This window comes from Bizionia hallyeonensis (genome assembly GCF_042657385.1).
Lineage (GTDB): Bacteria > Bacteroidota > Bacteroidia > Flavobacteriales > Flavobacteriaceae > Algorimicrobium > Algorimicrobium hallyeonense.
The window spans coordinates 19,475-45,679 of record NZ_JBHSLA010000004.1 but is presented as its reverse complement, the minus strand read 5'-3'; the positions used below and the strand labels follow the sequence as shown (position 1 = coordinate 45,679).

General features: G+C 34.4%; 26 protein-coding genes. 13 read left to right on the top strand and 13 right to left on the bottom strand.

The genetic code is table 11. The features are described 5' to 3' along the window. Window positions 1-24: 24 nt before the first annotated feature. Window positions 25-507: a peptide-methionine (R)-S-oxide reductase MsrB gene (gene msrB, locus ACFPH8_RS10760; RefSeq protein WP_376860860.1), complete on the bottom strand. Its 483-nt coding sequence runs from the start codon at window positions 505-507 to the stop codon at window positions 25-27. Between the two features lie 151 nt (window positions 508-658). Between msrB and ACFPH8_RS10755 the strand changes: the two genes are divergently transcribed. The 3 genes from ACFPH8_RS10755 to ACFPH8_RS10745 are packed head-to-tail and all read left to right on the top strand — an operon-like array spanning window position 659 to window position 3,660. After that, a complete protein-coding gene (locus tag ACFPH8_RS10755) occupies window positions 659-1,489 on the top strand; it encodes a M48 family metallopeptidase (RefSeq protein ID WP_248399166.1) in 831 nt (276 codons plus the stop codon). Window positions 1,490-1,545: 56 nt separating this feature from the next. Further along, complete coding sequence (locus ACFPH8_RS10750) at window positions 1,546-2,943, top strand: MFS transporter (protein WP_376860857.1); 1,398 nt, start codon at window positions 1,546-1,548, stop codon at window positions 2,941-2,943. 15 nt (window positions 2,944-2,958) lie between these two features. Beyond that, a complete protein-coding gene (locus ACFPH8_RS10745) occupies window positions 2,959-3,660 on the top strand; it encodes a hypothetical protein (protein ID WP_376860855.1) in 702 nt (233 codons plus the stop codon). An 85-nt stretch (window positions 3,661-3,745) separates the two neighbouring features. On the opposite strand, the gene ACFPH8_RS10740 is transcribed toward ACFPH8_RS10745, so the two are convergent. The 7 genes from ACFPH8_RS10740 to ACFPH8_RS10710 all read right to left on the bottom strand — a co-directional run bounded on the left by ACFPH8_RS10740 (window position 3,746) and on the right by ACFPH8_RS10710 (window position 9,661). Then, window positions 3,746-4,468 carry a head GIN domain-containing protein gene (locus ACFPH8_RS10740; protein WP_376860853.1) on the bottom strand — a complete coding sequence of 241 codons (723 nt, stop codon included), beginning with the start codon at window positions 4,466-4,468 and terminating at the stop codon, window positions 3,746-3,748. A gap of 37 nt (window positions 4,469-4,505) precedes the next feature. Next, window positions 4,506-5,600 carry a DUF4097 family beta strand repeat-containing protein gene (locus tag ACFPH8_RS10735; RefSeq protein ID WP_376860851.1) on the bottom strand — a complete coding sequence of 365 codons (1,095 nt, stop codon included), beginning with the start codon at window positions 5,598-5,600 and terminating at the stop codon, window positions 4,506-4,508. Between the two features lie 10 nt (window positions 5,601-5,610). After that, window positions 5,611-6,165: a hypothetical protein gene (locus ACFPH8_RS10730; protein WP_376860849.1), complete on the bottom strand. Its 555-nt coding sequence runs from the start codon at window positions 6,163-6,165 to the stop codon at window positions 5,611-5,613. Between the two features lie 10 nt (window positions 6,166-6,175). Next, complete coding sequence (locus ACFPH8_RS10725) at window positions 6,176-6,739, bottom strand: RNA polymerase sigma factor (protein ID WP_376860847.1); 564 nt, start codon at window positions 6,737-6,739, stop codon at window positions 6,176-6,178. Between the two features lie 351 nt (window positions 6,740-7,090). Beyond that, the gene (locus ACFPH8_RS10720) at window positions 7,091-7,822 is read right to left on the bottom strand and encodes a hypothetical protein (RefSeq protein WP_376860845.1); all 732 of its coding nucleotides are present in this window, start codon (window positions 7,820-7,822) and stop codon (window positions 7,091-7,093) included. A gap of 9 nt (window positions 7,823-7,831) precedes the next feature. Continuing rightward, complete coding sequence (locus ACFPH8_RS10715; protein ID WP_376860843.1) at window positions 7,832-8,218, bottom strand: hypothetical protein; 387 nt, start codon at window positions 8,216-8,218, stop codon at window positions 7,832-7,834. A gap of 591 nt (window positions 8,219-8,809) precedes the next feature. Then, a complete protein-coding gene (locus ACFPH8_RS10710; RefSeq protein WP_376860841.1) occupies window positions 8,810-9,661 on the bottom strand; it encodes a hypothetical protein in 852 nt (283 codons plus the stop codon). 414 nt (window positions 9,662-10,075) lie between these two features. Here ACFPH8_RS10710 and lon point away from each other — a divergent pair, with 414 nt between their 5' ends. The 8 genes from lon to ACFPH8_RS10670 all read left to right on the top strand — a co-directional run bounded on the left by lon (window position 10,076) and on the right by ACFPH8_RS10670 (window position 19,522). Beyond that, window positions 10,076-12,526 carry an endopeptidase La gene (lon, locus tag ACFPH8_RS10705; protein ID WP_248399182.1) on the top strand — a complete coding sequence of 817 codons (2,451 nt, stop codon included), beginning with the start codon at window positions 10,076-10,078 and terminating at the stop codon, window positions 12,524-12,526. Window positions 12,527-12,642: 116 nt separating this feature from the next. Further along, window positions 12,643-13,662 carry a type IX secretion system protein PorQ gene (gene porQ, locus ACFPH8_RS10700; RefSeq protein ID WP_248399184.1) on the top strand — a complete coding sequence of 340 codons (1,020 nt, stop codon included), beginning with the start codon at window positions 12,643-12,645 and terminating at the stop codon, window positions 13,660-13,662. Next, on the top strand, window positions 13,663-14,358 hold the full coding sequence (gene cmk, locus ACFPH8_RS10695) for a (d)CMP kinase (protein ID WP_248399186.1): 696 nt from the start codon (window positions 13,663-13,665) through the stop codon (window positions 14,356-14,358). 225 nt (window positions 14,359-14,583) lie between these two features. Next, a complete protein-coding gene (gene rpsA, locus ACFPH8_RS10690) occupies window positions 14,584-16,413 on the top strand; it encodes a 30S ribosomal protein S1 (RefSeq protein ID WP_248399188.1) in 1,830 nt (609 codons plus the stop codon). A 299-nt stretch (window positions 16,414-16,712) separates the two neighbouring features. After that, window positions 16,713-17,252: a bifunctional pyr operon transcriptional regulator/uracil phosphoribosyltransferase PyrR gene (gene pyrR, locus ACFPH8_RS10685; RefSeq protein WP_248399190.1), complete on the top strand. Its 540-nt coding sequence runs from the start codon at window positions 16,713-16,715 to the stop codon at window positions 17,250-17,252. A gap of 19 nt (window positions 17,253-17,271) precedes the next feature. Next, entirely contained in the window at window positions 17,272-18,201 is a 930-nt protein-coding gene (locus tag ACFPH8_RS10680; protein ID WP_248399192.1) for an aspartate carbamoyltransferase catalytic subunit, read from the top strand. A 4-nt stretch (window positions 18,202-18,205) separates the two neighbouring features. Further along, the gene (locus tag ACFPH8_RS10675; protein ID WP_376860837.1) at window positions 18,206-18,538 is read left to right on the top strand and encodes a ribonuclease Z; all 333 of its coding nucleotides are present in this window, start codon (window positions 18,206-18,208) and stop codon (window positions 18,536-18,538) included. A 78-nt stretch (window positions 18,539-18,616) separates the two neighbouring features. Further along, complete coding sequence (locus tag ACFPH8_RS10670) at window positions 18,617-19,522, top strand: ribonuclease Z (protein WP_376860835.1); 906 nt, start codon at window positions 18,617-18,619, stop codon at window positions 19,520-19,522. Here the strand turns inward: ACFPH8_RS10670 and ACFPH8_RS10665 are convergent. Then, a complete protein-coding gene (locus tag ACFPH8_RS10665) occupies window positions 19,512-19,928 on the bottom strand; it encodes a hypothetical protein (RefSeq protein WP_376860833.1) in 417 nt (138 codons plus the stop codon). The two genes, ACFPH8_RS10670 and ACFPH8_RS10665, sit on opposite strands and share 11 nt — an antisense overlap. Before the next feature lie 81 nt (window positions 19,929-20,009). Here ACFPH8_RS10665 and pdxH point away from each other — a divergent pair, with 81 nt between their 5' ends. Together pdxH and ACFPH8_RS10655 are read left to right on the top strand one after the other, a co-directional pair. Then, window positions 20,010-20,657, top strand: coding sequence for a pyridoxamine 5'-phosphate oxidase (gene pdxH / locus ACFPH8_RS10660; protein ID WP_376861218.1), 648 nt, complete (start codon window positions 20,010-20,012; stop codon window positions 20,655-20,657). A 164-nt stretch (window positions 20,658-20,821) separates the two neighbouring features. After that, window positions 20,822-21,319, top strand: a complete 498-nt coding sequence (locus ACFPH8_RS10655; protein WP_376860831.1) for a CAP domain-containing protein — start codon at window positions 20,822-20,824, stop codon at window positions 21,317-21,319. Window positions 21,320-21,405: 86 nt separating this feature from the next. Here the strand turns inward: ACFPH8_RS10655 and ACFPH8_RS10650 are convergent, their stop codons facing one another. From ACFPH8_RS10650 to ACFPH8_RS10635, 4 genes are all read right to left on the bottom strand, one after another. Continuing rightward, complete coding sequence (locus ACFPH8_RS10650) at window positions 21,406-21,984, bottom strand: hypothetical protein (protein ID WP_376860829.1); 579 nt, start codon at window positions 21,982-21,984, stop codon at window positions 21,406-21,408. A gap of 215 nt (window positions 21,985-22,199) precedes the next feature. Continuing rightward, window positions 22,200-24,116, bottom strand: coding sequence for an OmpA family protein (locus tag ACFPH8_RS10645; protein WP_376860827.1), 1,917 nt, complete (start codon window positions 24,114-24,116; stop codon window positions 22,200-22,202). 11 nt (window positions 24,117-24,127) lie between these two features. Next, window positions 24,128-25,054, bottom strand: a complete 927-nt coding sequence (locus tag ACFPH8_RS10640; protein WP_376860825.1) for a PorP/SprF family type IX secretion system membrane protein — start codon at window positions 25,052-25,054, stop codon at window positions 24,128-24,130. A gap of 11 nt (window positions 25,055-25,065) precedes the next feature. Further along, on the bottom strand, window positions 25,066-26,205 hold a 1,140-nt coding region (locus tag ACFPH8_RS10635; protein ID WP_376860823.1), incomplete at its 5' end, for a gliding motility-associated C-terminal domain-containing protein.

Genomic DNA, 26,205 nt, shown 5'->3' with positions numbered 1-26,205 from the left:
ATACTTTTTTAAAGAATGGGAAATTTAAGACTCCGGAATGAATTTTAAAGCCGTACCATTTATACAATGACGTTTTCCAGTAGTTTCCCGTGGGCCATCATTAAAAACATGACCTAAATGCCCACCACAATTTGCACAGTGTTCTTCATTTCTGGCGTAGCCTAAATCGTTATCGGTTCCAAACGCAACATTGCCCTCAATAACACGATCAAAACTTGGCCATCCGGTTCCGGAATCAAACTTATGTTCACTTTTATACAAGGGTGTTTCACAGGCAGCACATACGTAGGTTCCTTTTTTATAATTTTTATCTAAAGGGCTTGAAAACGCACGTTCTGTTCCAGCTTCGCGCATCACGTAAAACTGTTCAGGAGTTAATTCTTGTTTCCATTCAGCTTCGGTTTTGGAAATTGGAAATGATGTATTATCATTAGAATTCTTTTTTTGAGCAGAACTGTTACAGCTAAAAAAAACCGTTAATAGGACTACAGATAGGATATATTTCATAGTTGTTTTTCTTATTTGGTCGGAAAGACTATTAAAACATAACAGGTTATTTCAATTTATGTATTTATAACTTATATTTGTTAACTATTTAAAATTGAACTTTTAAAATGGTTCAATTTTTGTTAATTTAGAAAAAGAAAACCCAAAACACATGAAATTCAAACAAAAAATAAGTGGATTATTCGTATTACTTTTAGTCGCATCCTGCGCAACAAATCCATTTACAGGAAGTCAAACAATGGCTTTGGTTTCGAATGATCAATTATTCCCAACGGCATTTCAGCAGTATAATCAAGTTTTAGCAGAAAATAAAGTAATAACTGGTACGTCTCAATCTGAAATGATTAAGCGTGTTGGTCAGCGTATTTCAGTCTCGGCAGAACGTTGGTTAAATGCCAATGGCTATCAAGGTTATTTGGAAGGCTATAAGTGGGAATACAATTTAATAGAATCCGACCAAGTTAATGCTTGGTGTATGCCTGGAGGTAAAATTGCCTTTTATACAGGGATTTTACCAATTGCTGAAAACGAAACAGCTATTGCTGCAATTATGGGTCATGAGGTGGCGCACGCCTTGGCTAATCATGGTCAGCAACGCATGAGTGCTGCTTATATTCAGCAAGGTATTGCTTTAGCTGGAAACGTACTTATTGAAGATAACCAAACACGTGATATTTTTAACCAATCGTACGGAATTGGTACGCAGGTTGGTGTTATGTTGCCGTTTAGTAGAAGCCATGAAACGGAAGCTGATAAAATAGGCTTAATTTTAATGGCTGTTGCTGGTTATAATCCAGAAGAAGCGGCCAATTTATGGAGACGTATGGATGCCAATAGTGGTGGACAAGCACCACCTGAATTTTTAAGCACACACCCAGCCAATGCTTCACGAATTGAAAACTTAACTAATTTAGTACCACAAGCCAAGTCAGAAGCCAAAAAATTTGGCGTATCTGAATTTAGATCGTTAGGGAAATATTAACTGTTTAAAAATATTTGTTTACTTTAGGAGCTGCTCAAAAAAGAGCAGCTTTTTTTATGAAACAACCACTACCTAAAGGCAGTAAAAAACTTCTAAATGCTTGGGCTTTTTATGATTGGGCCAATTCGGTCTATACGTTAACCATAGCATCATCTATATTTCCAATTTTCTATTCGTCCTTATTTATTTCGGAAATTAAGGTCGTATCGGCTTTTGGCTACAATTTTAAGAGTACAGCACTCATTACATTTGTAACGGCGTTTACATTCCTAGTAGTTTCTATCCTGTCGCCTTTATTATCTGGAATTGCCGATTATATAGGAAATAAGAAAGCCTTTATGAAGTTTTTTTGTTACGTGGGTGGCATTGGTTGCATTGGGTTATATTGGTTTAGTTTAGATCACATTTACATTAGTTTACTCTGTTATTTTATGGGGCTTATTGGATATTGGGGGAGTTTGGTTTTTTACAATTCCTATTTACCAGATATTGCATTTCCTGAGCAACAAGACCGTATTAGTGCCAGAGGATTTTCATTAGGGTATGTAGGTAGTGTTATTCTCCTGTTATTTAATTTAGGGTTGGTTATGTTTCCTGGCGTATTTGGCTTTGATATTAGTATAGCCGATTCTATTAGAGAAACCGGTACTAATGCCGAAATTGCTTTGGCATTGGAGGATGCTAAAAATGCGGCGTCTGTTGAAGCCATGCGTGTGGCATTTGTAACTGTGGGGTTATGGTGGATTTTATTCAGTCAATACACCTTTTACATACTACCTAAAGGCGTTAAAAATGGCGGAAAAGTAACACGGAATGTGGTACTGAATGGTTTTAGGGAGTTACGCCAAGTATGGCGACAATTAAAAGAAAATTTACGTTTAAAACGCTATTTAGCGGCATTTTTTGTTTTCAGTATGTCCGTACAAACTATTATGCTGATTGCGGTTTATTTTGGCGAGGAGGAGATTTTATGGGCTGACGATGGTCAAAAAACCTTTGGATTAATTATCAGTATTTTAGTGATTCAAGTGGTGGCAATTTTAGGTGCTTTTCTAACATCTAGAGCTTCTGAAAAATTTGGAAATATTAAAACGCTAATTGCTGTAAATATTATTTGGATGCTGCTATGTTTAGCTGCCTATTTCGTTATTACGCCTATTCATTTTTATCTTACTGCAGGTTTTGTGGGATTAGTTATGGGAGGAATTCAAGCTTTGGCACGATCCACCTATTCTAAATTCTTGCCTGAAACTGCGGATACCACATCTTATTTTAGTTTTTATGATGTAGCCGAAAAAATAGGAATTGTTATTGGTATGATTATTTTTGCAACTATAGATCAGATTACGGGAAGCATGCGAAATGCCATTTTATTTTTATTCGTATTTTTCCTCTTTGGAATTTTGCTCTTATTTAGAGTGCCACGTGAATCGAACAGCATAATAAAAAATTAATATAAAACTAGGAACATGAAACAATACCTCAAATCTTTGACACTTTTATCTCTTTCAATCTTTTTCATTACGTTTACTGCTTGTGATAATGAGCCGCTTGATGCCGGCTTAAACGGAGCCGAAGGCAATGGAAATAATGAACCAAGTGGAAACACTACGGGAGATTATTGGCCAAGAGCGGTGGGAAATACATGGACGTATAATGCATTAGGCGGAACGGAAGAAACCTATACCATAATAGGAACCGAAATCATTGATGGTATCAATTACTTTGAGTTTGATAATTTATTAGGGATTCCAGCATGGATGCGTAAAGGAGGTGCCAATTATTATGTGCGCAATGAAGTTTATTATGAGCTTCCTGGTTTTGAGGTGCAGTCCACACCGTTTGTGGTAAATATGCTTAAGGATGATGCAGAAGTAGGTGATACATGGAGTTCTAATGTTAACTATACACTTTCGTTTACGCCAACAGATGGATCACCAGGAATTCCTGATACACCTGTAAATGCACTATATACGTTAGAGATGATTGAACGGGATATGACTAAAACCGTAGAGGGAACCGCGTATACCAATGTTTTACATGTGCATTTAGTTGTGTCGGCATCGGGACAAACTGAAGAAGCGGATTATTTTTACGCAAAGGATATTGGCTTAATTGAATATATCTCAGGCGGTGGTTCTGTTACATTATTAGAATACACATTAAATTAGGGTAACTTAATGTCACTTTACAAAAAAACCCGAAGCACGTGCTTCGGGTTTTTTTGTATCGCTCCTAATAAAATTCGTCCGTATTTTACTTCATGCTCACGCTCCCAGAACCCGAAATCTTCGTATCCTCTTTTGCTGGTCTTCCTTTATACGTTACATCTCCAGATCCTGAAACGCGCACTTTTAAATAAGCATTACTTACAACTTGAGCATCGCCAGAACCCGAAATGGTGAGCTCTGTATTATCAGCTTCTAATCCATAACAGCTATAATCTCCAGAACCGGAAATACTTAATTCCAAGTCTCTGGTTTTTCCTGTTAATGTAATATCGCCTGAACCTGCCAAATGACTTTCTATTTCGTTGGCTACTATTTCCAATCGAATGTCTCCAGATCCAGCCAAATTAACATCAAATTCATCAGCCGTTATTTGGTCTTTACTGTATAAATCTCCAGATCCTGCTAAACTTACTTCTTCAATATCCTTAAAAGGAATTGTTACTTTAATTGTTTTTCCGCGACTGGTATTCAAATTAATGCCATTTTCTGTTTTTACTGAAAGCGTTCCGTTTTTTACTTCGGTAATGACATGTTTCAGCAAATTTTCTTCACCTTCAATTGTAAGTTGTCCTTCGGTTCCTGAAACCAAAATATAATCGAATGGTCCTGCACAACTAATTTCGGAGTAATTGCTGGTGTTTCTATCTTGAGTTACAACGTTGCCGTTTCCTGAAACTTTTTCACCAAATTGTGCGCAACTAACAGCACTGGTTAATAAGATGGCGAGTAATAATATTTGATTTTTCATAGTGTTTGATTTTAGTGGTTATTATCTTGATTACTATTTAGTTTTTGTCAATGGTTACGCTTCCGTAATCTGAATTAATTTTAATGTGGTTATTCGTGTTGGAAGAACCGTAATACCCTTGATAATATTTACTGGTCGATTCATCGCGTTTCTTATTAAATTCAAAGCCGTCATGACTGCGAAGCGAGGCATAGTCTAAATCTATTTCAAAGTTGAAATGATAACCCGATTCAAAACCGATATGTATTCCAACATAATCGGAATCTATCGTAATGTTTTTAGCTGTAGCTTTGATGTTTTTTATTTTAATAGAACCATAATCTGAATCGATTGATACGTTTTTATAGATATCGCCTAAAACAATGGTTAAATAATCGCCAGAGCCACTAATATTATTAGCTCTATCCGCTGTAAGTGATCCATAGTCGCAATCGTATTTTAAATCTTCAATGGTTTCAAATTTGGAGTTGGTATAATCTGCTTCTAAATGTATGTTTTTAGCTTTTGCAACGGTAAACTCACTATAATCGGCATTTATCGTTCCGTTGTTTATATATTCAAAGTAGGAATTTTTAGTATAATCAAATTCAATCTCATTCGTATTTCCCATTAACTCTTTGGTGGTAATTTTACCGTAATCGCAATTAATTTTGGCGTTTCCTTCTAATTTATCTAAATTAATACTGCCATAATCATTATCCAAATCAACGGAATTGGTCATTGGCATTTTTATTACATAATTCACCTTCATATTAATACTACTGTTACTGCCCCAGTTCCACCAAGAATTAGATTTTCCTTTACTAAAAATAGTCTTTGCTGAAACGTAATTTGAGCTCGCTTCAAAATCGACGTTAATATTGTCAATTTTTTCACGCACTTTATCTTCATTATTACCGCTAACAGTAATATTAACCGTGATTTCAATGCGGTTTTCATTCCATGTAATAATATTTAAGTTACCATAGCTATTATCAATTTTTAAGGTTGCGTTTTTAGAGACATTATAAGATTTCTTAATTGTTTTTTCTTCAGAATGTTTATCACGCTTTTCAGGATTTGTAGTAGCTGAAACTACTACAGGTAAAAGTGCGAAAATCAAGACGAGTTTATATAAAATGTTTGTTTTCATGAGGTATATTTTAAAGAGTTTTTTCTGATAAGTTGTTGTTTAATGCTTTTACATGTTCAATTTGTTTTAAGGTGTTTTCTAGAACTTCAATACGATTTTGAAAATTGGAAATCATGGCATAAATAACACGTTGATCTTGTCCACTTTCAATTAAATCGGAAATAAGAATTTTATATTCAGCTTCCAATCTGTTTAGCTGCACCATAGCATCTTTAATAAGTAAGCGTGTTTTACTATTGGAGGATGCCTCTAATTTTTTTAATTCTGCAGAAATAGTAGCTGTAAAAAAACTTTCTGTTTTAGCCATTTCTGGCGAAACGCTTGCTAATCCCGTGATTTCTGAATTTGAATTGGATCCAATAGCTAGCGAGACCAATAATACAATGGAGGCCGCAATACTTATAATTGGTAACCACAGTTTTCGAACTTTAGGTTTGGGTTTATTGGTGATTGCCTGTTTATTTAGCTTTGCTAAAAAACGTTCTTCATGATTGTCTTTAGGCTGTTCTATATCAAAATCAGCTTGTAAATCAGTAAATAACGTATCTAAATCGTCTGGTTTCATAATAACTGTTTTAATAATTTAATATAGGCTCTAGGGCTTGTCTTAATTTTTCTTTTGCACGTGAAATGGTGGTTCTGCAATTTGCATAGGTTACATTGGTAATGATGCCAATTTCTTCATAATCATATCCTTCAATTAAATGGAGGGTTAATGCAATTCTGTAATTATCTTTTAAATTGTTTATGGCTTGAATAATTACCTTCACCTTATTGGTACTTTCTGTTTCTTCACGACTTATACTAGAGCTTTCATCCTCTAATTTGTATAAAACGGCGTCTACAGGAACATTTTGGTGCTTATCATTTTTATGATACAGGTAAATACTTTTATTTACCACAATTCGTTTTAACCAAGCTCCAAATGTTGCTGCTTCCTGCAAAGTGTCAAGCTTGGTAAAGGCTGATAAAAATGATTCTTGCATAATATCTTCAGCTTCATAAGCGTTTTTTACAATTCTAAAAGCGGTATTATACATGGCTTTGTAATATCTGTTGTAAATTTCCAACTGCGCTTGTTGGTTACCAGATTGGCACAAAGCAATGAGCTCTTCAATATTTTTTGTGGTTAGTGTCAAAAATAAATCGGTTTGTTATTATAAAGATGCTACAAAAAACGAATTGTTACAGTTGAAAAGAAAAAAGTTTATGTATTCTTTAAATTTATGAATTAAGACGTCAGTTGAAGAAGCTTCTGTAACAAATTCTCATTGAAATGAATGCGTGTTTTGAAGATGGTAGAATTATTTTAGATAAAAGATAAAATCACTAATGGAATTTTTAGAATTGGCGATAAAACAATATAGAATTTAACGGGTGTTTTATTTCCGGCCAATGAAAAAAGCGCCCTTTAGATTTAATTCTAAAAGGACGCTTTTTAATGGTCTAGCAGACTAATTATAGATTTGGGAACAAACCGTGTAAATCTATTATGGATTATAAGGATCAATTACTTCAGCTCCAAACCAATCAGAAAATAGTTTAGGCGTATTGACTAGATTTAAATTGCTGTATTCTAGATGAAAATTATAACCATAATAATAATTAATACTCATTGCATACTCTAGGCAATTAATAAAATTAACATCATGAATATTTAAATAATCGTTAAATCCTAATTTTATAGCGCCATTTGGATATCCTATGGTTTCTCCTGCATCTGAAATATCCAAATACCCAATCTCATTTAATGGACTATTAGATTGAATATTTATACCCTTCCAATATCCAGGAACACTTTCTTTACCTTTAACAGTAATTCTATTATCAGCGGTACCTGCCATTATTGCTGCATGCTGATGCGTTGAATTACTAATAAGAATTTCACTTCCTGCGTCCATTAATAATGTAACACCTGGAGCAAATGTAATTTTACGGCTAGCATCGTTTTTAGGTTTGAATCCATTTGAAAAAAAAGGTACATCAATATTGTGAAATGTAATATCCTGATTAACATCTGAACGTTCCAATCGGATGTAATCATTGACATTGCCAGAATAGGTACTGGTTTCATCAATAGAATTGATAAAATTTGGATTCGTTAAAATAGGAAGATCATTCCTTGTAAACGTTGAATTTGAAATGTTTAAGGTGGATGCGTATCCTACCCAATGCAGACCTATTTCTTTACAATCTTGAATGGTACAGCTATCCAACTCCATAACAGCTCCCTAAGAACCTATAACAGCACCTTTATAGTTCCAGCCTCCTGGACGAATTTGACCGGCATATTCAACCGTTACATGTCTCATAATATTAGAAGGATTATCGCTAGTCATTAATAATCCTCTCCAATGTCCTTTATTTTTTTCTGTACCTGTTAAAATTATAGGATTGTTAGAGGTTCCCCTCATTTCTATTTTATAATTTTCATCTTCTATAAATTGTAATCCTGCATTTTTTTCAAACACAATAACAACACCCGCATCAATTAATAGGTTGGCTTTAATTCTAGGGTCGCAACTTATAATATAGTCTACGGGCGCATCGGGTACATTTTCGAGATGAATATCACCTCCAGCACTAAAGAAATCGCAGTCCAAAAGTGTTGGTGGCACATTATTTTGCGGAATTGGATCTATACTATCGTCACTGCTATAGCTCGTAAAAGCTATGCCAATGGCGAGTAAAATGATTATTGATTTCCATGTAATTTATAATTTTTTCATAATTAAATTTAGTTATTATTTAGTTTAACAAAAATAGATTCTGTGTTTTCTTTTTAACAGTTAAGCACAAAAGACATTAATAAATCACGCTTTGGTTTTATAGTTTAAAACGCTGTTCATAATTTCTTGGTTACCGAAACCGTATTATATTCCTTTGGTGTTTAAAAAAAAAGATAGGTAAACACATTACTTAATAAATTTTTAAAAAGTTTAATTTTCAAAATAAAAGCCTAGTTAATTTTGAGTTATTTAGGGTGCTTTATGAAATCGATTTATCAGTTCGTCATAATAATTTGAGATTACGGTTAAAACTGTAAGCTATCTGTGATATAGTTTTCAATGGGTTTATTTTATATATCCTAGACGTTTACCAAAAAAAACATCCAGTAGTATGTTGTTAACCAAACCTATTGGATGTTAATGCATGTTGTCCTACTATATAAATAGACCTTATTTTTTTAATAAATTGGATATTTTAAATTATAGTTTACCTAAAACGTCAACTACCTCATAATTGCTTAAATCAAAATATTTAGGATCTGACTTTTCACTAAACTCTGTTATATCCATTTGCATACTCGGCGTGTCTCGATTTTTTTCAAAATAAACACTTCGTATCATCATACCTCTTGGTGCATTTTCGTCTGTTGAAGCTGAATTGGCCATGGCTGGCGAATTTATAAAATTCTTTATCTGTCCGCCAAAAAGATGGTTTTCGCTTAAATCGATTGTAATATCTTGAGTAACCCAAACATGGGTAATCGTTTTCTCTTCTGCGTTGGTATAAATATACCTACGAGAATTATAACCATTAATTTCCTTTTGCTCATTGGTACGTTCCCAAGTTCCAATATCGTCATCCAAATCCATTTGATGTTCCGCCATGCGTTGCGCCATTTTTTGAAAATTAATCATAGGCATTTTTGTAGCCGATTTTTGTTTAGGATTTACCATATACATGGCTGCACCTTTATAGTCAAAAAGCATTCGGGTTTCATTTTTATCATCTTCATTCATAATCATGCATTCACCCGTTTCACCAAAAACGAGTTTTGTGGTATTTGTATCATCTAATTTGCCATTTTTTTTAAAGGATTTAATTTCCATTGCTAGTGTGGCTTTTACGGGATTCTCTGGTATTGGGTAGCGCGTATCATTTTCGTAGGTTACATCGCGGACGGCATCGCGTCCTTTTTCCCGTTCCGGTTCCGCATATTTCTCCTTCATATCATTTTTAATTTTTCGCTTAATCATGCCGCGTTGGGCATGTAAAGGCGCGCTAAATGCAAAAATTAATAGGGTTGTAATGGCATATACATGTAATCTTCTCATAATTTGTGTGTTTAATATTTCTATATATTAATGTGTAACGAAATAAAAGGTTAACAAAATCATCCATAAATTATCTAGTAAATTAATTACCAAACTACTATTCCTAACCTGTTAAACCCTTGATACATTATCAATAGAGTTGTTATACGCGAAGTTTTGGGCTCTGAAAATTTAATAGAAATGTATATTTAAGCAGGCATGAATTAAATAAGCCTTAAGAATAATTGCAAAATGCACTAGTTTTATCGCACTTTTTATTCATGGCATATAAATTGAATACTATAGGCATATATACAGCTGTAATACGGTATGAATAGCTGATAACGAGTTGTATATTTCTAAAATGAATTATTAAAACATAAAGACGATTCTGTTTTTAACCCCAATTAATGACAGAATGACTTAAATATATCTATGAAGAAATCTAATTTTTTAAACCTTGACAGTTTGTCATTTCAAGATTTTGACGAAAATTCAGAATTAATTCCTTTAATGACACCTGAAGATGAAGAAGAAATAAATAACGAAGCTTTACCAGAAACGCTTCCTATTTTATCATTACGAAATACAGTTTTGTTTCCAGGTGTGGTAATTCCTATTACAGCCGGTCGTGATAAATCCATAAAACTAATTAACGACGCCAATAAAGGCAGTAAAGTAATTGGTGTGGTATCGCAAAAGGATGAAGCGGTTGAAAACCCAAAAGCTTCGGATATTCATGAAACAGGAACGGTAGCGCGTATTTTAAAAGTTTTAAAAATGCCTGATGGTAACACAACGGTTATTATTCAAGGTAAAAAACGTTTTAAAATAAAGGACGTATTAACAGAAGATCCCTATATAAGAGCAACCATTGAAGATGTTCCGGAAGCAAGACCAGCTGAACAAAATAAGGAGTTTGAAGCTATTATAGACTCTATAAAGGAACTGTCTCTTCAAATTATTGAGGAAAGCCCAAATATTCCAAGTGAAGCATCGTTTGCTATTAAAAACATTCAGAGTAATTCGTTTTTAATAAACTTCGTATCCTCTAATATGAACTTAAGTGTTACGGAAAAACAAAGTTTATTAGAAACAAACGATTTAAAAGATCGTGCTCTCGAAACGCTGAAATATATGAATATGGAGTTCCAGAAATTGGAACTTAAAAACGATATTCAATCCAAGGTTCAAAGTGATATGAATCAACAACAACGTGAATATTTCTTGCACCAGCAAATGAAGACCATTCAAGAAGAATTGGGTGGTGTAAGTCATGATGAGGAATTAGAAGACATGCGTAAGCGTTCTAAAAAAATGAAATGGGGAACAAAGGAAGCCAAGCATTTTGAAAAAGAATTAGCTAAAATGCAACGCATGAATCCTCAAGTTGCCGAATATTCTATACAACGAAATTATTTGGATTTATTTCTAGATTTACCATGGAATACATTCAGTAAAGATAAATTCGATTTAAAACGCGCCCAGCGTATTCTTGATCGTGATCATTACGGTTTAGATGATGTAAAACGTCGGATTATTGAACATTTAGCGGTCGTAAAATTACGAGGTGATATGAAATCGCCTATCCTATGTTTATATGGACCTCCAGGTGTTGGTAAAACTTCATTAGGAAAGTCTGTAGCCGAAGCATTGGGACGCGAATATGTGCGTATGTCGCTTGGTGGCTTACGAGATGAAGCGGAAATACGCGGACATCGTAAAACCTATATTGGTGCTATGCCAGGACGTATTATTCAAAGTTTAAAGAAGGCCGGAACATCCAATCCTGTTTTTGTATTAGATGAAATTGATAAATTGTCTAATTCGCATCAAGGTGATCCTTCGTCTGCTATGCTGGAAGTTTTAGATCCTGAACAAAACAGCGAATTTCATGATAACTTTTTAGAAATGGGCTTCGATTTATCTAAAGTCATGTTCATTGCTACATCCAATAGTTTATCTACCATTCAACCAGCATTATTGGATAGAATGGAAATTATAAATGTAACGGGTTATACTATAGAGGAAAAAGTGGAAATAGCTAAACGCCATTTATTGCCAAAACAACTCAAGGAACACGGATTAACGGATAAACATCTTAAAATTGCCAAGCCGCAATTAGAGAAAATAGTAGAAGGGTATACACGGGAATCTGGTGTACGTGGTTTGGAAAAACAATTGGCCAAAATGGTGCGCTATGCAGCCAAAAGTATTGCTATGGAAGAAACGTATAACGTTAAAATTTCCAATGAAGACATTATTGAAGTGCTTGGCGGCCCAAAAATGGAACGCGACAAGTATGAAAATAATAACGTTGCAGGTGTGGTTACCGGATTAGCGTGGACACGTGTTGGTGGCGATATTTTATTTATTGAATCTATTCTATCTAAAGGAAAAGGTACCTTAACGGTTACCGGTAATTTAGGGAAAGTAATGAAGGAGTCGGCAACGATTGCCATGGAATATATTAAATCCAATGCAGAAGATTTAGGATTAGACCCTGATGTTTTTGATAAATACAATGTTCACATTCACGTGCCTGAAGGCGCAACCCCTAAAGATGGACCAAGTGCAGGTGTTACTATGTTAACATCATTAGTTTCCTTATTTACACAGAAAAAAGTAAAAAATAGTTTAGCCATGACTGGCGAAATTACACTGCGTGGTAAGGTGTTACCAGTAGGAGGTATTAAGGAGAAAATTCTTGCTGCGAAACGTGCACGTATAAAAGAAATTTTATTAAGTGAAGAAAACAGACGTGATATTGAAGAAATAAAACCAGAATATTTAAAAGGTTTAACCTTCCATTATGTGTCTGAAATGAGCGATGTTATTAAGTTGGCACTCACCAATCAGAAGGTGAAGAATGCCAAAAAACTGTAAAAAGTGACATTACATAGATTAAAACCTCGAAATTATTTTCGAGGTTTTTTTATGATGTAAAAATAAATTATACTTGCAGCCGTTTATAGATAGACTTACTTTCGTCGTAACCTTATATGTTAAAGAAAATTACCACTGGAATTTGCTTGCTTTTATGCCTTTCTGCGATTGCGCAAGTTGGTGGTGAATCTACATATCAATTTTTAAATCTAATTTCTTCCCCACGCCAAGCCGCTTTAGGTGGTAAAGTGTTTACCAATTTGGATTATGATGTTAGTCAAGCTTTAACCAATCCTGCAGCTATAAATGACGAAATGGATAATCAGTTAGCGCTTAATTACTCTAGTTATTTAGGAGGCATAAGTTATGGAACGGCAGCTTATGGTTACACTTGGGATAGACGCACACTCACATTCTTTGGAGGTGTTACCTATATAAATTACGGAAGTTTTGATGGTTATGACGAACAAGGAAACGCCACAGGCTCGTTTAGTGGAAATGAAGCGGCTATATCCTTTGGACATTCCAGACAAATTGGGTATTCCGATTTTTATTTAGGAGGAACTGTTAAATTAATTACATCCAAATTAGAACAATACAACTCTTTCGGAGCTGCTTTAGATGCTGGTTTAATGTATGTAAATGAAGATATTGAATTTCAAGCTACATTAGTAGTTCGCAATTTAGGATTACAAATTACAACCTATGCAGGACAAAATGAGCCGTTGCCGTTTGAAGTCGCTTTTGGAATGTCACAAACATTAGAAAACGTACCATTACGTTGGCACGTTACTTTTGAAAATTTACAAAAATGGCCAATTGGCGTTTCTAATCCGGCTCGTGCTGAAACGGATTTAGAAGGAAATCAAACACAAGAAAAAGTTGGTTTCTTCGGCAATGTTATAAGACATACGATATTGGGTGCTGAAATTTTTCCAGCAGGTGCTTTTAATATCCGATTGGGTTATAATTTCAGAAAGGGTGAGGAGCTGCGTATTGTAGATCAACGAAATTTTTCAGGTATTTCTGCGGGAATTGGACTGAAATTGAATAAATTTAGATTTAGTTTTACGCATGTAAGATATACAAGCGCATCCAATGCCAATTTTTTCGGCATGCAATTAGATTTAAGATAAATGCAAAAAATAACCATTGCCATAGACGGCTTTTCTTCAACAGGTAAAAGTACCGTTGCCAAACAACTAGCCAAACATTTAGGATATATTTATGTGGATTCTGGCGCTATGTATCGTGCTGTGACGTATTACGCCATGAAATATGGTTTTATTAATTCGACTCAATTTGATGTGGTCGGTTTGGTATCCAAACTTCACGATGTGGTTGTTTATTTCAAACTAAACGAAACCACAAATGTTGCTGATGTGTATTTAAATGGTGAAAATATAGAAAAAGCCATTCGTACTTTAGAAGTCAGTAATTTTGTGAGTCAGGTTGCTGCTATTCCAGAAGTGCGTTACCAATTAGTAAAACAGCAACAAAAAATGGGTGCTGAAAAAGGAGTGGTTATGGATGGTCGCGACATAGGAACCGTTGTTTTCCCACAAGCAGAACTCAAAATATTTATGACTGCTTCGTCAGAAACACGTGCTACGCGTCGTTTTGATGAACTTATTAGCCGTGGCGATGTAGTAACCTATAATGATGTACTCCATAATATTCAAGAACGGGATTATATTGATTCTAACCGAGAAGATTCACCTTTGAGAAAAGCAGATGATGCTATTGAAATAGACAATTCTCATTTGTCTCTGGACCAACAATTCCAAAAAATTGTTAAGTTGGCAGAAGCAGCGATTCAAGAAAATAACTAAATCTTTAATTTTTAGAAAATTAGTTATTGTTTAATTGCAGAAAATATAGTATTTTTGCACTCCTTTTAGCGACGCGTTAGAAAATAAAAGGAATAAACTAAAAAAACAATAATCCTTCTGTGTGTTAGTCGCCCATTTTCTAAAACAACACAGAATACAAAACACAATGCGCTTGCGGTTTCGCGAAGTTGAAAACTTTTAACGCATTGTATTAACTTATATTAAATGGCTGAAAAAGCAAAACAAGCAGAAGTTGAAGCAACTGAAGCAACAGAAGTAAAAACAGCAGAAGCTCCAGTTGTATCTGAAGCTCAAGCAAACCCTGAAAAATTCTTAAAAGATTTTAACTGGCACAATTACCAAGAAGGTATTGATGAGGTTGAAGATTCTCAATTAAAAGAATTTGAAAAATTAGTAGCAGAAAATTTCGTAGACACTTTAGATGATGAAGTTGTTGAAGGTGAAGTGATTCACATTTCAGATCGTGATGCCATTATTGACATTAACGCAAAATCTGAAGGTGTTATTTCATTAAACGAATTCCGTTACAATCCTAATTTAAAAGTTGGTGATAAAGTAGAAGTATTAATTGATGTTCGTGAAGACGCAACAGGTCAGTTAGTATTATCTCACAGAAAAGCACGTGTTATCAAAGCATGGGATCGCGTTAATGCAGCTCATGAAACAGGTGAAATCGTTAATGGTTTTGTTAAGTGCAGAACTAAAGGTGGTATGATTGTAGATGTTTTTGGAATTGAAGCATTCTTACCAGGTTCTCAAATTGATGTGAAGCCAATTCGCGATTACGATCAGTATGTTAATAAAACAATGGAATTCAAAGTTGTTAAAATCAATCACGAATTTAAAAACGTTGTTGTTTCTCATAAAGCCCTTATTGAGGCTGATATTGAAGAGCAGAAGAAAGAAATTATTGGTCAATTAGAAAAAGGACAAGTATTAGAAGGTATTGTTAAGAACATTACGTCTTATGGTGTCTTTATTGATCTTGGTGGTGTTGACGGTTTAGTTCACATTACAGATCTTTCTTGGTCTCGTATCAACCATCCAAATGAGATTGTTGAGTTAGATCAGAAATTAAATGTTGTAATTCTTGATTTTGATGAAAACAAATCTAGAATCCAATTAGGTCTTAAACAATTATCTAAACATCCTTGGGATGCATTAGGTGAAGAGGTTAAAGTTGGAGACAAAGTTAAAGGTAAAGTGGTTGTAATTGCAGATTACGGTGCATTTATTGAAGTTACTGATGGCGTTGAAGGATTAATTCACGTATCAGAAATGTCTTGGTCTACACACTTACGTTCAGCACAAGATTTCGTTTCAGTAGGAGATGAGGTTGATGCCGTTATCTTAACATTAGATAGAGAAGAGCGTAAAATGTCTCTTGGTATTAAGCAATTAACGCCAGACCCATGGACTGATATTACTAAAAAATATCCTGTAGGTTCTAAGCATTCAGGTATTGTACGTAACTTTACAAACTTTGGTGTGTTTGTTGAATTAGAAGAAGGTATTGATGGATTAATTTACATCTCTGATTTATCTTGGACTAAAAAAATCAAGCATCCTAGTGAGTTCTGTAATGTAGGTGATACATTAGATGTTGTTGTTCTTGAATTAGATGTTGAAGGTCGTAAATTAAGTTTAGGGCACAAACAAACTACAGACAACCCTTGGGATAAATATGAAACTGAATTCGCAGTAGGAACGCTTCATACAGCTGAATTAACTGAAATCGTTGACAAAGGTGCAACTATTGATTTTAATGAAGATATCGTAGCTTTCGTACCATCTCGTCACCTTGAAAAAGAAGATGGCAAGAAATTGAAAAAAGGCGAAGAAGCTGAATTCAAAATCATTGAATTTAATAAAGAGTTCAAACGTGTAGTAGCATCGCATACAGCAATCTTCAGAGAAGAAGAAGCTGCAAATGTAAAAGCTGCTGCTAGTAACGCAGCTGCAGAAGCTAAACCAACTTTAGGTGATGCCAATGATGCTTTACAAGCTCTTAAAAATAAAATGGAAGGAAAATAATTTCCTCATTCTATAATATTAAAAAGCCTTTCCATTCGGAGAGGCTTTTTTTATGCTTAAATTTTCTTGAAACATACACCTTTTATAAGCTAGACTTAACAGATTTCCAAAACCTGTTAAGTGCTATGTTTGATTAGTATCTGCCTAATGCTTATTTGGACGTTGTGGCTTATAAGCAGTTTTATAAGCGGGAATAAAGCCAATTAGTAATGAGCACGCAAGATGCTTTGTATTATAAAAGCATTGTGAACTCAATTTTTTTACCGTAACTTTGTTTAGCAAATATGTTTGGATAGTTTATGAGTCAAAAAGTGTTACTTAACGCCAAGGAAATCAACATCATTCTTCATCGATTGGCTTGCCAACTTATTGAAAATCACAACGACTTTACCAATACTGTTTTAATAGGCATTCAACCGCGCGGTAAGTTTCTTGCCAACCGTTTAGCTACCATGTTAAAAGAAGAATATAAAATCAAAAATGTCCAATTAGGACTTTTAGATATTACGTTTTTTAGAGATGATTTTAGACGCGGCGAAAAACCTCTTGAAGCCAATACCACCGAAATTAATTTTTTAGTTGAAGACAAGAAAATTGTCTTTATAGATGATGTATTATATACTGGACGAAGCATTCGTGCAGCCTTAACAGCCATTCAATCTTTTGGCAGGCCTCACGAAATTGAACTCTTAACCCTAATTGATAGACGCTTTAGCAGGCATTTACCAATTCAGCCTAATTATAAAGGCCGACAAGTAGATGCTATAAATGATGAACGCGTAAAAGTAAATTGGGTTGAAAATGAAGGAGAAGATGCCGTTTATTTAATTAATAGTTAACAAAGAATAATTAATAATCATGAGCGAATTAAGTGTCAACCACTTATTAGGAATAAAATACCTTAATAAAGACGATATCAAGCTTATTTTTGAAACTGCTGATCACTTCAAAGAAGTGATAAACAGACCCATTAAAAAAGTACCTTCGCTTCGGGATATTACGATTGCTAACTTATTTTTTGAAAATTCTACCCGAACTAAATTATCGTTTGAATTAGCCGAAAAACGACTTTCAGCTGATGTTATAAATTTTTCGGCCTCACAATCCTCCGTAAAAAAAGGAGAAACCTTAATAGATACGGTTAGTAACATATTATCCATGAAAGTGGATATGGTTGTTATGCGTCATCCCAATCCAGGCGCAAGCGTATTTTTATCGCAACACGTCAATGCCAGTATTATAAACGCTGGAGATGGTGCTCATGAGCATCCTACACAAGCTTTATTGGACTCCTATTCCATTAGAGAACGATTAGGAGAGGTCAAAGGAAAAAAGGTGGTTATTGTTGGCGATATCTTACACAGTCGTGTAGCCTTATCAAATATCTTTGCATTGCAGTTGCAAGGCGCAGAGGTGATGGTGTGCGGACCAAAAACGCTCTTGCCAAAATACATTGATAAATTAGGCGTTAAGGTAGAAACCAATTTGCAGAAAGCTCTAAATTGGTGTGATGTTGCTAATATGCTTCGAGTTCAAAACGAACGTATGGAAGTTAATTATTTTCCATCCACCAGAGAATATACCCAACAATACGGTGTAACTATGGATGTTTTAAATAGTTTAAATAAGGAAATAACTATAATGCATCCAGGCCCTATAAATCGCGGTGTAGAAATTACCAGCGAAGTTGCAGATTCCAACCAAGCTATTATTTTAAACCAAGTAGAAAATGGTGTAGCGGTAAGAATGGCCATTATTTATTTACTAGCATCCAAAATAAAACAATAACGCTATGATTTTTGATAAAACTGACAATACAACAATTATTACCCAAGAGAAAGCTTCGGTAATTGAATTAATTAAAAAAATAGACGTGCTATACGAACGCTTTAAAAACGACAATATTATTGTTAATTTAAATACCTTAAAACCTGTGGTGTTACAAGATATTGTAGAGTTCCTCCAATTATCAAATAAGCATAGAAAAGCAAAACAATCGTTTGTTATAGTTACTAATCAAACAAGTTTAGACGATATGCCAGATGAACTGGTAGTGGTTCCAACCGTAAAAGAAGCGCACGATATTATTGAAATGGAAGAAATGGAACGCGATTTAGGTTTATAAAAAAGTTTGTTGGTAAGTCGCAGGGTATTAAGCTATCTGAACGCAATCGACTTAACAACTTAACGACAAACAACACGAATGAAACTTACCATTTTAGGCTGTTATAGCGCTACACCACGTACCGATACGAATCCAACGGCACAAGTTCTGGACATAAATAATCATTTATTTTTAATAGATTGTGGTGAAGGTACTCAAGTGGAATTACGCCGAAATAAAATTAAATTTGCACGAATTAAGCATATTTTTATTTCACACCTACATGGCGATCATTTTTTTGGTCTCGTTGGGTTAATTTCTACATTTCGTTTATTAACACGTGAAACGGAACTTCATATTTACGGCCCTAAAGGTTTAAAAGATATCATTACCCTTCAAATGAAATTGGCCGAATCCTGGACAAATTATCCACTTATTTTTCATGAGCTCACGTCCAAAGAGTCAGCGTTGATTTTTGAAGATGACAAGGTGGAAGTTCATACCATTCCTTTAGATCATAGGATTTACACCAACGGTTTTCTTTTTAAAGAAAAATCAGGTGAGCGCAAACTGGATATGAATGCAGTTTTAAATGCAGATATTGATGTGGCCTATTATAGAAAACTCAAACAAGGTTTTGATGTAGAAAACAAGGAGGGAATAATCATTTCAAATCAGGAGGTTACTAAAGCCCCAAATAAACCAAAAAGCTACGCGTTTTGTAGCGACACTGCTTATTCAGAAGCCATTATTCCAATTATAAAAGACGTTGATTTGCTGTATCATGAATCTACTTTTTTAGAGAAGCATGAAAAATTAGCAGCACCAACTAAACATAGTACCGCCAAGCAAGCTGCTAGTATTGCCAAACAGGCTGGAGTAGGCACCTTACTTTTAGGGCATTATTCCACACGTTACGATAATTTAAAAGATTTTAAATTAGAGGCTGAAACTATTTTTGAATCTGTAGAGTTGGCAAGAGATGGTAAGGTTATTACGTTTTAAACTCTTTTAAATTTTGCATAAAATAAATAGCTTCTTCCAAACTGGTGCAGCGCTTAATGCTATTAGTAGAAAATTGTTTTTCTAAAGTAGCATTTCGGTAGCCAAAGTCATCATAGATTACAATAGCAGATGCAATAACAAACCCATATTCTTTATTGAACTTAATCCATAGATTGGGGTCAATAGAGTAGTGGTTTATACGATTTGTTATATGACCAATTTTTAAATTTGGTCCATAAAATTCAATCAAATAATCGGATATTTGTTTAATTTCTGGCCAATCGAAGTGGATTTCTTCTGTATGTTCGGCAATGATATAATTATCAAAGAGATAATAGGTGCCAAATGGAAATACTACTTTTTGATGTTTTAATTGGTTGAAATAAATGCTATTTTCAAATTTCATTCTATTAAATAATGCTTAAATTTAGGGCGTAAAATGCATATATATTGGTGCAAATGTACAAAAAATTAAATGACATTATCAATGGATGGAGACTTAAGTAATTATAGAAAAATCTATGCTAAAGGCGCGCTTTTATTAAAGGAAACACCTGAAAATCCCATGGAGCTCTTTAAGAAATGGTTTCATGAAGTGGATACTCATTTTGAGCAGGATGAAACCAATGCCATGACGATATCAACTATTGGATTAGATGGCTTTCCTAAAAACCGTGTCGTGTTACTTAAACGCTTTACCTATGAAGGATTTATCTTTTTTACAAACTACGAAAGTGAAAAAGGTCAAGCTATTGCTAAAAACCCGCATGTATGCTTATCATTTTTCTGGCATGGAGCAGAACGCCAAATAATAATAAAAGGCGTTGCCGAAAAGTTAGCAGCGAATTTAAGTGATGGTTATTTTGAATCGCGCCCAAGAGGAAGTCAGTTAGGGGCTATAGCATCAAATCAAAGCGCTGTGGTTAAAGATCGGGCAGAATTAGAAGCCGATTTAAAAAAATTAGAACAGGCATACGAGGGAAAAGAAATTCCAAGACCTGATTTTTGGGGTGGCTATATGGTAAAGCCCGTTTCAATTGAGTTTTGGCAGGGACGGCCTAATAGATTGCATGACCGGATTCATTATCAATTGGATACAGCGTTTAATTGGGTTAAAAACCGATTATCGCCATGATTATGACGACGAAATGCATATAAATTAAATATTAAAGTGTATTTCATCGATTAAATACATTAAAAAACGATTAAATGCATGTCGTTTGTCGATTTTAACATTTTGTTAACAGTTGTTTAGAGAAAGGATTCTATTTTTATAATCCCAAATCTAAATAACCTACAATGAAAAAGTTTACTTTACTACCAGTTATGGTATTATTAGCCATGTTTATGACTTCGTGTTCTTCTGATTCCATAGAAGATAAGGCTGCTGAAATAAATACATCTAATTTAGTAGTTCCAGAAACTAAGACCATAGAAATAGAAATTATGGAATTGATTAATGACTATAGATTAAGTAAAGGGTTAAACCCGTTGAATAATGTTGGCATTATTAAAGCGCAGGCATTTAATCATACAGATTATATGATTACCAATAATATTGTTTCTCATGATAATTTTTACCAACGTAAATTATTTTTAGAAAGTAGTTTAGGGGCTCGCGATGTATCGGAAAATGTAGCTTATGGCTTTACATCTGCTCAAACGGTTGTAACCGCTTGGTTAAATAGTACAAATCATAAAGCGAATATAGAAGGAGACTTTACCGATTTTGACTTATCAGCGGATCAAAATGCGGAAGGCGATTGGTATTATACAAACATCTTTGTTAAGAAATAAATAAGAGTTTATTCAGATTATTTTAAAAAAAAACTACCACTTTGGATACCAAGTTGGTAGTTTTTTTTTGTTATTAATACCTGAAATTAAAAACGATAACCAAGTCTTAAGTGTAAGTTAAGAGCTAGATCGGCTTCATTATCAAAAGAGACGTTGTTCGGATTGAAAAAATGAATATAACCAATACCAATTCCGGTTTCGTAATTGAAATGTTCTCCAATTTGTCGTCTAACTCCCCAGGTTGGGACAATAGAAAAATCACTAATAAAATTGACATTGTCATAATTAGTAACCACAATAACGTCGGGGTGGTAGGTTGTTTTTAAGGCAATAAAATTTCCGCTGTTACCTGAAATATTTCGGGATTTTTTAACACGTTTATTTAAATTATAATACCAACGCGGTTCTAAAGTGATGGCAGGAACTAAAAAGTATCCCGTTTTAGGGTATTTAGCACCATCAAAAATGCCAGCTTCCAAACCTAGTTCCGTTCTTAATGCTATACTATTGCTTAATTTGGCCTCATGATGAACCCAAATTCCCAAGAAGCCAGTTTGTATACCAAAAACAGATTTTTCAACACTAGACGAAGATGTTTGTGTTTGTGCTTGAGACGAATAGTAAATACAAAATACAAGACATGCGCGTAGTAGATTATGTTTCATTTAGAATTATAGTAGATTGAGATTTAATTTTTTTTTAGGTCGTAAATCTACTATAATTAATTCATTAAATCTTATCTATTTAAAATTTAAAAGCCACTCCATTTGGAGTGGCTTTATAGTTATTAAGACTATTGTTAGGAAGGTTTTAATGATGTGTAAGCATATTAAATCAGTTCGCCAATCTTATTAACTGTATGTTTAAAAACAACTGTTAGTTAATCATTATCTTTTAAGATAATAAATTTAGAACGTCTATTTTCTTGATGTTTTTTCGCGGAACATTTCACACCGTTTGAGCACTCATTTATTAAACGTGTTTCTCCATATCCAATGGCACTTTCAATACGATCTGTTGTAATACCTCTAGAGTATAAATACTCTTGGGTAGACTTCGCTCTTCTATCAGAAAGTTTTAAATTGTAGTTATCACCACCACGACTATCAGTATGCGATTCAATTTTAATTACCATATTTGGATGTGCGCGCATGACTGAAACAATGTTTTCCAGCTCATAAGCCGCATCAGCTCTAATTCCCCATTTATCAAAGTCGAAGAATATCGGATTAATTACGATTTCATTATCATTAATTAACGGAATTAAATTCAAGTCTACTACGTGTTCTTCACCCGTAACATCCGTTGTTTCAACATCTTTCAGGTCGTCTTTGTAATCGGCTTTCATACCGAGAACTTTATATTTTTGACTACAGTCGGCTTCAATTTGATATAAACCATTTTCATCACTTGTTACTTCACTTACAATTTTTCCGGTTTCATCAATTAATTGAACGGTTGCCATTGCAATTGGTGTTAGTAACTTACTGTCTCTTACTGTTCCCGTAATTATTTGCTTGCAAGGTTGTGCTACAAAACCGTAAATATCATCACCACCTTTTCCATCGGCTCTATTGGATGAGAAATATCCTTTTTGTGTATCACTATCTACAAAGTATGCAAAATCATCAAAGCCACTATTGTATGGAGCACCCATATTTTCTACTTCAGCTTCGGCATCTTTAAGGATGTTTGTTTTAAAAATATCTAATAAACCAAGGTTTAAATAGCCATCAGAGGAAAAATATAGTGTACTGTCTTTTGCAACAAATGGGAACATTTCACGACCTTCTGTATTTACTTTTTTGCCTAAATTTACGGGTGCATCATATGAATCGCCGCGAATAGCAACTTGATAAATATCGGTTTGTCCCAAACCGCCCTCACGGTCAGACACAAAATACAATGTTTTGTTATCTGGACTTAAAGTAGGATGGCCCGTAGAGTAGATGTCGTCATTAAACGGTAATTCTATTACATTATCCCAGCTACCATCTTCCGCTTTAGTGGCTTTATAAATTTTAAGGTGTGATGTTCCTTTTTTATCATAAATTGGCTTATTTTTCTTGTTAACGTTATCACGAGTAAAATACATGGTATTTCCATCGTTAGTTATGGCAACACTAGCTTCATGAACATCATTTCGGTCTTTTCCTTTTATAATGACACTAGTTGGGTTTGAAATGCTGTCAATATTATTTTCACCTTGACTAACTTCCGCAGAATAAATATCTAGGTAGGGTTCATTATTCCATTTGTAGATATCATTTTCCGTATTTCTTGCAGAAGCGAAGTACATATTGTTGTTATAAACAAATGCACCAAAATCAGAATATTTCGAATTAATATCTAGATTTTTAACTTTTACTTCCACACCTTTTAAAGATTCTAAAGATTCATAAAGCGCAATATTACTTCCGTCTAAATCATCGGCACGTCTATCATCATTTTGAATATCTTTAAATTTGGCTAACCAGGTGTCAGCTTCTTCATAGTTACTTAAACTACGTTGCGTTTGGATGTACTTATAAATATATTCAGGATTTACCTTTTTATATTTATTTAAGGCCAGTTTATACCATATTGCGGCAGATTCAGTATCCGAGTTGTTGTAATAACAATCGCCTAAACGCGTTAATACGTGCTCACTACTATCACCTTTTCTAACGGTTTCTTCATATAACTCTGCAGCTTTAACATACGAGTAATTCTCGAAGAATATATCTGCTACTCTTTTTTGCGAAAATAGAAACGTACTACTTAAGGCAATAAATGTGAATATAATTTTAGTTTTCATACGATTATATTTTAGAAGTATCTTGGTGATTTGATTCGTTTTGTTTTAAATAATTCAAACATGACCAATATTTCGTGGGTTCCTCCAGTATAGTCAATTAAGTCTGATAACGGATATTCATAGGCATAACCTATGCGAAACTGCTTGGACACTTGAAAATCAACTATACCCGCTAAAGCCGAGGTTTGATTATCAATTCGGTAACCAGCTCCTGCCCAGAACTTCTCGTAGAATAGGAAGTTGGCCGTTAGGTCAAAAGATAGTGGTGCTCCATTGGTTGCTTTTAAAAGAAACGCGGGTTTTAATTTTGTGTTTTCACTTAATGTGAAAACATATCCACCTGTAAAGTAATAACTCACGCGTTCCAATGCCGCATAGTCTTGACCGACTCCTGTTTCATCGTTATAATCATTCGTTAAAATACGCGGTGTGGATAAACCTAAATACCATCTGTCTGAATGCCAATAAACACCCGCACCAATATTTGGATCCCAACGATCATCAACACCATAAATACTTGGATCACCTGAACTATCTGCAGAATATCTGTCCAAAGTATAACTTGTGAAACCAGCTTTAATACCAAATGCTAACTCTGTTTTCTGACCAGTTTGTATGGTATATGAAAAATCACCATACAGATATGAAAAACGTTCGTCACCTAATTTGTCATTAATAAAAGACAATCCTAAACCTATTTTGTCATTCCTTAACGGAGAGTGAACAGATAAGGTTTGGGTTATTGGTCCGCCATCAAAGCCAACCCATTGACTTCTGTGTAAACCAACAACGCTTAACGTTTCTCTACTTCCTGCATAGGCAGGGTTTATAGAGATGGTATTATACATATATTGGGTAAACTGTGGTAATTGTTGTGCAATTCCAACCGTACAACTCAATAATGCTAATGCAATTATATAATGTTTTATAAGTTTCATAGGTTAAAGTTTTATTTGGTTCCTACGTAGAAGTAACCTGTTAATGGTTTAAATCCACTATTTCTTACGTTAATGATATAATAATATGTTCCATTAGGTACTTTGTCAGCACCACCAACAGATGATTTGTGCGCTGTACCATTCCAGTTATTCTGGTAGTTATTTGCTTTATATATGATTGCTCCCCATCTATTAAAGACTTGAACATCATAAGTATATCCACAGGTGTCAACACCAGAGATTTCAAAATTCTCATTCCATTGATCACCATTAGGTGTAATAGCAGTTGAAACGATTATGTTTTCTCTATCACATGGTTCAGGAGCTAATACAATACAATCATCATTTACATTTAAGGTAACTCGAGTTGTGCTTGTACAGCCATTTTCCATAATCGTATAACTAAATGTGTAGTCACCTAAATCAACACTTAATGGATCAAATAAATTACCATTTAGTGTTACAACATTGGATAATGCTACCCATTCTCCGGACATGTCCGATCCATTATAGTAATCAAATAAGTCAATTATACCATCATCATTACAACGATCATCATTTAACGTCATGATACTGTTTTCATTTGTTACATACACAGCCTGACTTAATTGAGCCTCATTTCCACAGGTATCAACAACTGTCCAGCTCCAAATTATTTCATAATCTGTTTCAGAACCATCCGACGTGTTTACTTCTTCAAAGTTAACTATGGTTACATCACTTGAACAATCGTCAAAGATTAGAGTAGGAGCATCTGGTATATCTGCACAATTAACAAATATGTCAGATAAATCATTTGTAGCAACAGGAGCTGTTGTATCGGCTACTGTTATGGTTTGCGACACCGACGATGAATTATTACAGTTATCTGTAAATGTCCAAGTACGCGTCACAATAACGTTACAAGGATCCGAATCATCTGTTGTATCTACCGGCGAAGCCACAATATCACCAGCACAGTTATCTGTAGCTGTTAAGTCCATAGCCTCTGGTAATTCTGTAATACATTGTGCAGTTATATCGGCAGGAGCAGCAGGAGCAACAGGAGCTGTTGTATCGGCTACTGTTATGGTTTGCGACACCGACGATGTATTATTACAAGCATCTGTAAAAGTCCAAGTACGCGTCACAATAACGTTACAAGGATCCGA